The sequence below is a fragment of the Proteiniphilum sp. genome (genome assembly GCF_034927365.1).
Taxonomy (GTDB): Bacteria; Bacteroidota; Bacteroidia; order Bacteroidales; family Dysgonomonadaceae; genus Proteiniphilum.
Genome location: NZ_JAYFQD010000013.1, coordinates 364,794 through 377,146, shown reverse-complemented (window position 1 = coordinate 377,146; position 12,353 = coordinate 364,794). Strand labels below are relative to the sequence as shown.

13 protein-coding genes are annotated in these 12,353 nt (G+C 43.1%); 8 read left to right on the top strand and 5 right to left on the bottom strand.

The genetic code is table 11. From position 1 onward, the window contains the following. Positions 1 to 90 precede the first annotated feature (90 nt). Together VB073_RS10475 and VB073_RS10470 are read right to left on the bottom strand one after the other, a co-directional pair. A complete protein-coding gene (locus tag VB073_RS10475) occupies positions 91 to 393 on the bottom strand; it encodes a cell division protein ZapA (RefSeq protein WP_323404118.1) in 303 nt (100 codons plus the stop codon). A gap of 21 nt (positions 394 to 414) precedes the next feature. Further along, complete coding sequence (locus VB073_RS10470) at positions 415 to 705, bottom strand: hypothetical protein (RefSeq protein WP_323404117.1); 291 nt, start codon at positions 703 to 705, stop codon at positions 415 to 417. 216 nt (positions 706 to 921) lie between these two features. Here VB073_RS10470 and VB073_RS10465 point away from each other — a divergent pair, with 216 nt between their 5' ends. The 4 genes from VB073_RS10465 (at position 922) to VB073_RS10450 (ending at position 4,676) form a co-directional block, all read left to right on the top strand. After that, the gene (locus tag VB073_RS10465) at positions 922 to 1,614 is read left to right on the top strand and encodes a B3/4 domain-containing protein (protein WP_323404116.1); all 693 of its coding nucleotides are present in this window, start codon (positions 922 to 924) and stop codon (positions 1,612 to 1,614) included. A gap of 154 nt (positions 1,615 to 1,768) precedes the next feature. Then, positions 1,769 to 2,800, top strand: coding sequence for a L,D-transpeptidase (locus tag VB073_RS10460; RefSeq protein ID WP_323404115.1), 1,032 nt, complete (start codon positions 1,769 to 1,771; stop codon positions 2,798 to 2,800). Between the two features lie 100 nt (positions 2,801 to 2,900). Next, complete coding sequence (locus tag VB073_RS10455) at positions 2,901 to 3,554, top strand: murein L,D-transpeptidase catalytic domain family protein (RefSeq protein ID WP_416349537.1); 654 nt, start codon at positions 2,901 to 2,903, stop codon at positions 3,552 to 3,554. Positions 3,555 to 3,908: 354 nt separating this feature from the next. Then, positions 3,909 to 4,676 carry a hypothetical protein gene (locus tag VB073_RS10450; protein ID WP_323404113.1) on the top strand — a complete coding sequence of 256 codons (768 nt, stop codon included), beginning with the start codon at positions 3,909 to 3,911 and terminating at the stop codon, positions 4,674 to 4,676. A 61-nt stretch (positions 4,677 to 4,737) separates the two neighbouring features. Here VB073_RS10450 and VB073_RS10445 read toward each other — a convergent pair whose 3' ends face one another. Beyond that, positions 4,738 to 5,868: a sensor histidine kinase gene (locus VB073_RS10445; protein ID WP_323404112.1), complete on the bottom strand. Its 1,131-nt coding sequence runs from the start codon at positions 5,866 to 5,868 to the stop codon at positions 4,738 to 4,740. A gap of 31 nt (positions 5,869 to 5,899) precedes the next feature. After that, positions 5,900 to 7,336 (bottom strand): methyltransferase RsmF C-terminal domain-like protein, encoded by a 1,437-nt coding sequence (locus tag VB073_RS10440; RefSeq protein ID WP_323404111.1) that lies wholly within the window; start codon positions 7,334 to 7,336, stop codon positions 5,900 to 5,902. Positions 7,337 to 7,703: 367 nt separating this feature from the next. On the opposite strand from VB073_RS10440, the gene VB073_RS10435 reads away from it, so the two are divergent. After that, positions 7,704 to 8,534 (top strand): sugar phosphate isomerase/epimerase, encoded by an 831-nt coding sequence (locus tag VB073_RS10435; protein ID WP_323404110.1) that lies wholly within the window; start codon positions 7,704 to 7,706, stop codon positions 8,532 to 8,534. A gap of 130 nt (positions 8,535 to 8,664) precedes the next feature. Continuing rightward, entirely contained in the window at positions 8,665 to 9,225 is a 561-nt protein-coding gene (locus tag VB073_RS10430) for an NUDIX hydrolase (RefSeq protein WP_323404109.1), read from the top strand. A 16-nt stretch (positions 9,226 to 9,241) separates the two neighbouring features. On the opposite strand, the gene VB073_RS10425 is transcribed toward VB073_RS10430, so the two are convergent. Next, the gene (locus tag VB073_RS10425; RefSeq protein ID WP_323404108.1) at positions 9,242 to 10,771 is read right to left on the bottom strand and encodes a peptide MFS transporter; all 1,530 of its coding nucleotides are present in this window, start codon (positions 10,769 to 10,771) and stop codon (positions 9,242 to 9,244) included. A 151-nt stretch (positions 10,772 to 10,922) separates the two neighbouring features. Between VB073_RS10425 and VB073_RS10420 the strand changes: the two genes are divergently transcribed. Both VB073_RS10420 and VB073_RS10415 read left to right on the top strand, forming a co-directional pair. Beyond that, a complete protein-coding gene (locus tag VB073_RS10420) occupies positions 10,923 to 11,633 on the top strand; it encodes an SAM-dependent methyltransferase (protein ID WP_323404107.1) in 711 nt (236 codons plus the stop codon). Positions 11,634 to 11,671: 38 nt separating this feature from the next. Continuing rightward, entirely contained in the window at positions 11,672 to 12,328 is a 657-nt protein-coding gene (locus VB073_RS10415; protein WP_323404106.1) for a rhomboid family intramembrane serine protease, read from the top strand. Positions 12,329 to 12,353 lie beyond the last annotated feature (25 nt).

Genomic DNA, 12,353 nt, shown 5'->3' with positions numbered 1-12,353 from the left:
TCAATAAAAAAACACACTCAATTACATACATCACCGCCGATGCATATAAATGGTGCGTTTGACCATCCTACCGTATATCAATAGGATATATTATTTCCTGAGATAATCATCCAACTCGCCTATTAACGAATCTATCTTATCTTCAAAGGGTTTCGTATTATTCTTATCACCAAGAGAAAAATTCTCAGCCAATGCCTGAATGGCTGTCATCACCACAAAATCCTGTGTTGTCATGTTGGAGTTCTCGCCCCCGTACACAACGCGATATTGGTTTATCTTATTATTAATCTTTTTGGCAGCATCACGGAAAGCCTGCTCCTCCGATCGTTTTATTTTCAGTGGATATTTTCTGCCGGCAATCTCTAATGTCAATAAAAATTTTTCGTCGCCCATCACATAAATTTTTTCAGAAAATTACTTCAACAAATTTATGCACTTATCTACCTCTCGCACCAATTTCGACAGTTTAGCCTTGGCTGTATCCACATCCACCGAAGCGGCAGTGATGGTTCTTGCAATCTTCAAACTGTCATATTTTGCTTTTAACTGCTCCAACTCTTTCACCGTCTCGTCAAGATGGGTACGGCCAGACCTGATTTCAGTCTTCAGCCGGGCATTCTCCTCCTTTAAAGAGTCACATAAAAACAATACCTGTTTTATTCGTACCTCCAGATCAACAAGAAGCTTAGTATGTTCTTCAGCCATATGCAAACAAATACTCACGCAAATATAGACATTGAAATGGATTCTAACAAATTAATTGTCTCTTATTTTGCATACGAACGGGATATTTTTATCTCAACACCCATTCTAGCCCCCTAATCCGAATTTATTCTTTCTAACCAAGATTTTGTATCTTTGGATTTGGAATGCAGGATTTAAGATTTAGGATATGAGAATTATGATAATTGAACAAGATTGATGCAAAACAGAAAGATAATAATCAGTGAAAAGATCAGGGAAGTCTGTCCGGAGTTCCATGTAGCCGCAATAACATGCGATGTAAGGAACAACTCCCATAACAGCGGATTATGGCAGGAGATAAATGCCTTTTGCAGCCAATTCTCCACAACATACAAGATGGAAGATATCAATCAACGACCTGCCATTTATGCTACACGACAAGCCTATAAAAAGCTGGGGAAAGATCCCAATCGTTACCGCCCCTCCGCAGAGGCATTATGCCGCAGGATATTGAAAGGTCAGGAACTCTACCAGATAGACGCCCTGGTCGATCTCATCAATCTTGTTTCACTTCACACGGGATATTCCATCGGTGGGTTCGACCTCGCGAAAATACAGGGAAATCTGATGCTGGGTGTAGGCGAATCAGGAGAACAATTCGAAGCCATTGGACGGGGATTGCTCAATATTGAAGGATTACCTGTGTATCGAGATGCAGTGGGAGGCATCGGCACGCCCACCAGTGATGAAGAGCGTACAAAAATCACCTCCGAAACAATAAAACTACTGATGTTAATCAACGGCTATTCCGGCAAAGAGTGCCTACAGGAGGCAACAGACTATTCGGTGGAATTACTAAAAAAATATGCGGAAGCCCGAAATATAAAGGTCGAATGGTATACTACAAATAGTGTCACATCATCATATTGATATTTTATTCAATTTCCTGCTCTTTTCCATCCCCAAGAATGAACATCCTTTCTGAAAAACCGTTATAGCCTATAAGAAATAAACTATAGGAGGTTCATGCAATAAGAACAAAAAATCTAAAGATACTTTTTAAAATATAAATACCAAAACCTCTATGACAAGAACAGGTAAATTACTTCCTTTTATCCTTTTCATCGCAACAACTCTCTTTTTTATCAGTTGCAACTCCAGTCAATCCAGTGATGACGACCAATCTCTTAACTCCATCCCCGACACAACTTTTGTCGATTCACCAGAAGAAATAAAAGAAGAACTCACCGGAACAGATATCAGATTAGAGAAAGATATCCGGTATGACAAATATCTGCTCAATGATGAATATGCCTATAAAGATACTACCCGTCATTTCCAATGGGATAAGATACGGGAACATATCGCTGTGATCGAGAATGCGATGGCCGAAGGAGGCAAATGGGGTGTTTTGAGTAATTACAAGAATATGAACAAAGAAGCTCCTACCGTTGCCGATTTTGTCAGGAATGAATATAAACGGGTATCGGATCAATTTGGAGTGGAACGCTATCAATCGGCTCCACTCTACTCTGCTGATGGAGATACCACGCTAGTCCGCTACGGAAGGGACGGATGGCTTGTAAAACTGCCCGATAGCGACACAACCGAAATGGTAAGGATAAATGGAATCTCTTTTGAAGGCGAATATCTGGTACCAAAGCGCTATATCAAATCCTGGGGCGACAGTATACTATTCGACAAAGTGGTGGCCGTGGATGTAACCAACCAGAATATCTCGACACTGGAAAAAACGGGGGATACCTGGCAGATACTAAGCATGACTCATGCCACTACCGGTGTGCACAACCCCCCATACGCCCAGGAAACACCCACGGGGATATTCGCAGTACAGGAAAAGAAAGCAAAAATGCTATACACGAAAGACGGATCCAGCGAATTGGCCGGTTTCGCTCCCTATGCTTCACGATTTACCAATGGAGCTTATGTGCACGGTGTTCCTACACAATACCCCAATCAAAGTATCATCGAATACAGCAACTCGCTCGGAACAATCCCCCGTTCCCATATGTGTGTAAGGAATGCATCGTCGCATTCCAAGTTTGTCTTCGACTGGGCTACTGTTAAACAATCTGTGGTCATTGTAATTGATTAATAAATTGTCATTATATTTGGGCATTATTTCCAGAATATACGATATGCTCAAAATAATTATTTGTTTTTTCATCCTCTTCTCCCTTAGCTTCTTTGACCCAATGGGAGGGAAAGAGAGAAAAACAGAAGCTGAAAGAACAGCATTCCTTGAAGATGAAAGTCAATCGCTATTTGAAGAGATGGGGTTGGACGGATTGGTTCGGCCGGATGCGTTCAAACTGGCATACACAGGTTATAAAAAGCTAAACAAGGATAATAGCCCCTTACTTACCCTGATTGACTTCAGTCAGCCTTCCACCAAGAAAAGAATGTACGTGTTGGATTTGGTAAAGAAGAAAATTCTTTTTGTTTCATATGTATCCCACGGCCGTAACAGCGGGGGAAACTATGCCACCTCGTTCTCCAACCGTGACGGTTCCCACCAGAGTTCGTTGGGATTCTACCATACAGCCGACACCTATAATGGAGGAAACGGCTATTCTCTTCGGCTCGACGGCTTAGAAAAAGGAATTAACGACAAAGCCAGACAGCGCGCCATCGTCATTCACGGAGCCGACTATTGCAGCGAGAAAGTGATAAGATCCACCGGACGCCTCGGACGCAGTTTTGGTTGCCCCGCCCTCCCCAGGGAACTAAACAAGCCCATCATCGACACCATCAAAGGAGGCTCTCTGCTGTTCATCTATGCCGACCAACCCGGATACTTAGCCAGCAGTGAAGTGTTGAAAGACGGCGCACCAGCTTTTCATGTATAATAATCAAAGCAGAGAAGTTGGAAAATCATCTATAAACCACAAATTGTTAACCTCTCAACTTATTCATATTTTTAACTTTATTTATTTTTCACTTCCTCTTTTTTTTCATATATTTGGATCAATTAATTTTACGTCTTGTATGGATTAAGTCTCATTAGCTGGAAAGGCATTAAAGACATTTGTAAAATTTATAAAAATTTAATACAGGCACAAGTTATAACCATGCAGCAGTAGCCCAGCTTGTAGCCAATATAGGGGCATGGCGTAACATGAAATATGGCGTAAAACATCAGACAGCAGCTACGCATGGACATTCTATACAATAACGTATAATAATCCGAATTAAAACAGACGATGATGAAAAAACATTTTTTTATTGTAATTCTTATGTTGCTTGGTTTTATATCATGTGATGTGGCAAAAACCAGAATCTTCACCTCTTTTGTTACAGCATATTACAATACTAACCAACTGGAACTGGAAACGACAGAAAGCGGGAATATCGTTATCATAGGTACCGGCCGAGGATGGATGTGTGAATGGAAATCCAAAGGAAAACAGAAACAAATATACGATAGTTTATGCGTATTGCACAATGACATAAGCTATAACACAGAGTTGGAATATGGTTTGGGTGCTCCGGGGCCAATTTATTTCAAAGGGGATATTCTATCCATCGAAGTATTCAGTAACAAGAATTACGATGCACAACATCCGGCCAACGCCAGCCTTAATGACATTGTGAGAGTCATGTCAATTTCACCCTATAAACATATTGCCAGCAACTACAAAGAATTTTATAACTGGAAAAGGGACTTTCCCGCTGAATTCAGCAATGACAGCTTATTGTTGCCGTATCGGGATCTGGTTTATTCTTTTCAAAGTTACAAGAAAGATCATCCATCCGAAATGTACCCGGTAAATAAACGGTTGTCAGAAGCCACTGCATCTGACTTTGTGTTGATGGAGTTGGTCGACCGCTATTATAAAGGGGGCTCTCCCATGGCGATTTTGATGTTCGAGAAAGCTCCCGATATAGCTGAAACGCACGAAGTGACCGTGAGGATATCACTAAGTGACGGATTTGCATGTTATCCAAAAATACAAATATCATTTGAATAATCATAGTATGTTGAAATCTGCTGGGATGCTTTGACCGTCATCGGGCTGAAGAATCGCCGGTTCATCTCTCCTTCTTCAGTACAATCCTGAAAGTAGTTCCTTTGCCCGGCTCCGATCGATTGACAAAAATCTCACCTTGGTGATTCTCCTCCACGATCCGCTTTATAAGTGTCAAGCCAAGCCCCCACCCTCTCTCTTTCGTGGTGTAACCGGGCGAGAAGACGGTCTTGAATTTTGATTTGGGTATACCCTTGCCGGTATCGGAAATATCAAGGCAAACATGTTTCTCCTTTTCAGAGATCTCAAAAGTGATGATACCCCGCCCCTGCATGGCATCGACCCCATTCTTCACCACATTCTCAATCACCCACCCGAAAAGCGATTCGTTTAAACCGACCACCACCGGCTGTGCAGGAAACTGCGTGCGGAATTTGACTTCCGAGGAGACCCGCTTTTCGAGATACGCCAATGAGTGCACCACCACTTGCCGTAGATCGGCAGCTTGCAAAGCGGGTACCGAGCCGATCTTGGAAAACCGCTCCGCGATCATTCGCAGGCGGGAGATATCCTTGTCGATCTCTTCCAACAGCTGCGGATCCACCTCTTTCAACCTCATGTACTCCACCCATCCCATCAACGACGAGATAGGCGTACCCAACTGGTGCGCCGTTTCCTTGGATAGGCCCACCCAGACCCTGTCCCGTTCCGCGCGCTGCGAACGGTTCAACGCAAAGAAGGCAAGCCCTATCAACAAGGAGATCACCAATAACTGCAGGTAGGGATAGCGTTGTAACATCTTCAGCGTATACGAATCATCATAATAGAGCAGTTGGTTCATCCCATGCAATACAATCGGATCATGCTTCCGTCCAAATTCCTCCACCTTGGCCTGTAAATAAGTCTCTACCCCATTTTCGGGTAACCTGACATTACGCGGTGCCAACTTACCGGAACCTTTATCATACAATATAATAGGAATAGTGGTGTTGCTTTCCAGAATCCGTAACACCAACGACATATCCATTTCATCGTCTATTTCCAACGATTCGGTGGCATCCGCCCATATTTCCATCTTCCGGCGTTCTTCATACGCCAACTCTTTCACCAACCTGTTGGAGAGCCACAACGACAGCAAGGCAACGATGATTGCCATAATTACGAAGATGTAGGTGAGTGACTGTCGGGGATGCATGGGAAATAAATTAAAAATGAATAGTGAAGAATTAAGGATTGGAGGATTGGAAATGTGGGAGATGAGGTCGAAAAATTTCGCTCGCTTTATCGGATAAGTAACCACTACGAATGCGCCATTCGTTGGGGTACAAATTATTTGCCCTGCTACCAAGATTCTTTACAAATCCCAACGGCTCTCCTTTGTATGTGAGTAGTAGATAACCCCTGGGAGCATCCGGAAGAACAATTGCCTCACGCCTTAAATAGGAGACAGCCTCTTCATAAACCACCTCTCTCCGGATAAACACTTCCGGATTAATATTACTGCTCACCGCCAAAGAATGGGATGGAATAAAATCCTTTCCCTTCCACTCACCCATCTCTATCCCGATAGAAACAGCTTTCAGATGTTCATTCAAGGAGATAAGGTTGTCGGAATATGCCATAGGAAGAGCAATAACACGATTGTCCTCCTCCATAAACTCAAAAAGGTCCGGCTGCAACAATAGATTAGAATAGCCAGAACGATCCTTCACAAACGGAGACGATTTCTTTTTATTTTTTGTCTGTAAACGACCGGATGAAAACTCTCCTGCAGCGCCTTCCCCTTTTCTCAGCACGGTCACATACAGCCCTTCCCCTTTGGTACGATGGGGAAAGAAACGATATCCTGTCACCCGATTATCAAATGAAGGAGAGATTCCCCACCCTTCATTGATTTTCAAGCTTACAAACTCAGCTCCCAACTCATCGGCAATCCAAAGGGAATTTCCCTCATTCTCTGAAGTATTATAGGTACAGGTACTGTAAATAAGCAGTCCACCCGGTTTCAACGCCGGCCAGATATCACTCAGTATATCTCTCTGCCTTGCAGCACACATCTCCACGTTCTGAGGTGACCACTCCTCTATGGCTGTTTCATCCTTGCGGAACATCCCCTCTCCCGAACAGGGTGCATCCACCAATATCAGATCAAAAAAATGCGGAAAGTGAATAAAATCCAACGGTCTATTATTGGTAACCATCACGTGAGGATGACCGAACTTTGTCATTGTTTCCGACAACACATGGGCACGCTGACGAATCAACTCATTACTCACCAGCAAACTCCCGGACGGAAGTGCCGGGAGAAGAGATACCGATTTTCCGCCCGGAGCGGCACACAGGTCGAGACATACTGAGGGCTCCGTCACCAGTTCATTGACCACATGCTCTATAAACATGGAAGAGGCTTCCTGTACATAATAATAACCGGCATGAAAAAGAGGATCGAAGGTGAATGAGGGGCGTTCATTCAGATAAAATCCCCAACGTGACCATGGTACTGGCTCCAGTGAAACTACCGCTTCCATCGGATTACGTTTCGCCTTGAATGGATTCAGCCGAAAACCGACCGAAGCATCATCCGTTAATGACGACAAGAATGGTATCGTATCATCTCCAAGCAACGCCCGGATGGAAAATATGAAATCTGTGGGGAAGTCCATTTATTTGCTCAGCGAAATAGTTCAATCTCATTAGGCGTTTTTTCGCAACCTAGTATTGCTTATCAAAAACAGCCAGTTTAGTTCTGGTTACAAAGATAACATCCAATTAATTATTTACAAATTTGTACTCTGTACATTTAACCGATCGAAGTCTGAGAGAATGAATACAAAATACTGTTAAATTTAGCAGATTTGGTATTACTTTTCAAGAATTGAACTACTTTTATATAAGAAAGTGTACGTACACAGTTTAAGAACGACAATATATATCGTATAAAACAGGTGTATAAATGGATTTAACGACTCAATGAAGTATGATCCAAATTCCTAAATAGTATTGATAGTTAACACCAAATAAAGTAATTGTATGAACAAGATTCTGATTTTAGCGGGATTATTGTTATCCCTTTCAATGGTTGCGCAAGATCGGCCCGATCCGCAACCGGCTCCCGACACGTTCGAGAAGTTCAATGTAGGTATGGCAGGTTACACGTTTGTCAATTTCGATCTCGACAAAACGTTGGAGACCCTGGAAAAATGTGATGTAAAATATCTTTGCATCAAGGATTTTCATCTTCCTTTTAAAAGTACTGATAAAGAAATTGCAGCTTTTCATGCCAAACTGAAAGCGAAGGGTGTCACAGGTTATGCAGTAGGTCCTATTTACATGCGCTCGGAAAAAGAGGTTGACGATGCATTCGAGTATGCAAAACGCGTAGGCGTAAAACTGATCGTGGGTGTCCCTAACTACGAACTGTTGCCCTATGTGGATAAGAAAGTAAAGGAATACGATTTCCGTTATGCCATCCATTTACATGGACCTGACATGAAGTTATATCCTGATGCCGATGATGTATGGAATAACGTAAAAGATCTGGATCCCCGTATCGGCATGTGTCTTGATATCGGCCATGATACCCGTAACGGCAAAGATCCCGTCAAGGATCTGAAAAAATATCACTCCCGGGTATTCGATATTCATATCAAAGATGTTACAGGATCTACCAAAGCAGGTTATTCGGTAGAGATTGGTCGCGGAATTATTGACATTCCTGCATTCGTAAACATGCTTCGTAAAGTAGGATATGACGGTGTATGCAGCTTGGAACATGAACGCAATATGAAAGATCCATTCATTGGAATTGCCGAATCGATCGGTTATTTCCGTGGAGTGATTGCCACCACAAAGAAAAAATAAAGGTATAACTGTAAAGAAGTTATCATATCAAGGGAGGATGTTCGGATAAGAACCCCTCCTTTTTTTATTTCCGGGGATAATGTACCTTTGTCCCTCTCATAAAAAGGTTTTCATCATAAAAGAGGTCAATATGAATCACAATAACGACGATATGCATTGGATAGTAATTGAGAGCGAATACCTTCACCGGCGTCCCTGGCTGACAGTACGTAAGGAGACATTGGAAATGCCCAACGGAAAGGTTGTCCCCGAATACTATGTGCTGGAATATCCTAACTGGGTGAACATCATCGCCATTACCAATGAAGGGAAATATATAATGGTAGAACAGTATCGTCCGGGTATTAGAAGAACTTGCATGGAATTATGCGCCGGTGTATGTGAGGGAAAAGATGAATCACCGCTTGCCTCGGCACAACGGGAACTGATGGAAGAGACCGGTTACGGCGGCGGCTCATGGAGCGAATTCATGTGTGTAGCGCCTAATGCCAGTGCGGCAAACAATTATTCTTATTGTTTTATCGCCGAGAACGTCGAAAAACTGGGGAATCAGTCTCTGGATGAATCGGAGGAACTGACAGTACATCTGCTCTCTTTCGAGGAAATGAAAGAATTGCTCAAAAGCGGCGAAGTTATTCAGGCCACCATGGCCGCTCCACTTTGGAAATATATAGCATTACGTGATAAATAATACTATCGCAGGTATCTTAGCGTACACCATGCATCAGTTTCTGTAGCCTTTTCGACAACACGAAAAGGATCAGAGAGGCAACAGCGGCCATCACCACAAACACCATAAAGAAATCAAACAGATTGGCGATTTCAATACCGAAAAGCTGTTTCACTTTCCCCTCTTCGGGATAGAGAGAACTCAGTGCGCCAGCCAGCTTATTGGCGGTAGCCATAGAAAGATACCATACCCCCATCAACAGGGAGGCAAAACGTATGGGTGATAACTTATTCACCATTGACAAGCCGATGGGTGAAAGACAAAGTTCACCCATGGTATGGATAAAGTAGAGTCCTACAAGCCATAGGATGCTCACCTTCACTCCCGGCTCTACTCCTTGCACACCGATAGCGATCAGGAGATAACCCAATGACAGCAATAACAGTCCGATAGCCTGTTTCACAGGAGACGACGGTTCCCGATTCTTATTTCCCAAAGCAATCCATAACTGCGCGAACAAGGGTGCCAGAAGAATAACAAACACTGCGTTGAACGACTGGAACCAACTGGTAGGCATGGTCCATCCCAAAATATTACGGTTGGTCTGTTCGGCCGCGAAATAGGTCAATGATATTCCTGCCTGCTCAAAAGCTGACCAAAAGAAAATAACGAAAAATGCAATGATATAGATTACCCAGATACGTTGACGTTCGATTTTTGTCAACGACTTGTCCGATATCACAAAAGCCGGGACAATCAGTGTAGCGGTGAAGATAAAAGCTCCGATCAAATCACCCTTGAAGAGGTACATAAACAGTGCGAATAAACCGCCGGCAGCCACAAGCCATAATACAATTTCTCTGAATGTGTACTTTACTGACGGCATTGTATTGGTGACCTCAATCTCTTTCTTCGCGGCAGCTTCCACGCCAATAGGATTACCGGCAGGATCAATCAGATACTTGTCTTTGCGCAGTACATAGAGTACAAGACACAACACGGAAACCAGTGCCGCTACCAGGAACCCCCATTTGAAATCGGCAGGATTGCCTGTATCTCCCAGGAATCCGCAGATGAGTGGGGCGGCAAATGCACCGAGATTCACACCCATGTAGAAGATGGTATAGGCAGAGTCGAGCCTTCTATCACCCGGTTCATAGAGTTGACCCACAAAAGTGGATACATTGGGCTTAAAGAAGCCGTTCCCGAAAATAAGAAAGCCCAATCCCGAATACATCATCCATCGTGCCGGCTCGGGATGTTGAAAATTAAGGGCACTGAAAAACATCAGCAGTTGTCCGATCACCATCAGGACAATACCCCAGAAGGTAGAACGACGCATACCCCAGTATTTGTCGGCTACATATCCGCCAATCAACGGTGTGAGATAAACCAATCCGGTATAGTTACCATAGATAAGCGCTGAAAGCTCCTTATCCATCATCAACGCATTGATCATGTAAAGAACGAAGAGCGCACGCATACCATAATAACCAAAACGTTCGGCTATGGAGATGGAAAATACGAAATAAAGTCCTTTGGGATGTTTGGCGGTTGTTGTAGTCATAGTCCTGAATGTGTATTAATCTGCAAAAGTAGTTATTTTGATTATATTAACCTCCCTTTAAAACCAAACATTTTTGAGATATATACCCAAAAGCATATCTTCTTTACCCTATTTTCCCTATTTTTGTAATAAAAATGCCCACGAACTAGCAATGAAGAATCCGGCACTTTATTTGATTCCTGTCACATTAGGTGATACAACCATTGAGAGGGTTATTCCTTCTTTCAACACGGGGGTAGTATCCGATCTTAAATATTTTATAGTAGAAAACGTACGTTCGGCACGCCGTTTTTTAAAAAAAAGCAATCCCGATATCGATATCGATGCTCTCACTTTTTATGAACTGAACAAGCATACCGATCCCAAACAAATCGCCGGCTACCTCCATCCTATGAAATTAGGAGAGAGTATGGGTGTAATTTCCGATGCCGGCTGTCCAGCCGTCGCCGATCCCGGTGCCGATGTGGTGGCCATTGCCCAACAGGAGGGATATAAGGTCATTCCACTGGTAGGCCCCTCTTCCATCCTGATGGCGGTCATGGCCTCCGGATTCAACGGCCAGAGTTTTGCCTTTCACGGTTATCTACCCATCGATGCAGGCGAACGGATAAAAAAGCTGAAACAACTTGAGACAAGAGCTTACAACGAGGATCAGACCCAACTTTTTATAGAAACACCCTACCGCAACCTGAAACTGGCGGAAGATATACTACAGCACTGCAAACCACAGACCCGGCTATGCATCGCCATGAATATCTCCTGTGAGGATGAATCCATTGTGACACGAAGTGTAAAGGCATGGAAAGGAAAACTGCCCGACATGAATAAGAAACCGACGGTTTTTTTGATGTATAGGGGTTGACAGTGCTATATATTTAATTTAACAGGTCAAATTATACAATGATCACCATCACTATCATTATTCTCACCACCCTCCTCTCCATCAGAGCTTTTAAAGATAACAATATGATGGACAAACTGATATTCAACCCTCAAAAGGTAAAGGAGGGAGAATGGTTCAGACTCTTCACTTATGGAGCAATCCATGCCGACTACCCTCATCTCATTTTTAATATGTTTACCCTTTATTTCTTTGGGATGGACGTGGAAAGGATATGCAAGTCTGCCCTCGGCAGCGACATTGGCTCCATCACTTTTATAGTCCTGTACATCTCCTCACTGGCCATATCCATCCTTCCAACCTATTCCAAACAGAAAAACAACAGCTCTTACCGGGGTCTCGGTGCATCCGGTACAGTTTCAGCCATAGTTTTCGCCTATGTGCTGATCAATCCCATGAATTTCATGGGAATCATGTTTATCCCGGTCATGCTTCCCGCCTTTCTTTTCGGCATAATTTTCCTGCTGGTCTCCTTCTATCTCGACAGGAAACAAACAGGTCGTATCAACCACTCGGCACATATCTCCGGGGGAATTTACGGTTTACTCTATATGATTGCCATATTTTTCGTACTCGAAGATATAAATCTACCGGCATTATTTCTGGACCGTATAAAAATAGATTCGATTTCCGACCTCTTTTACTTCGGTATTTAAACAGTTTTCGACAAAGATGAAGGAA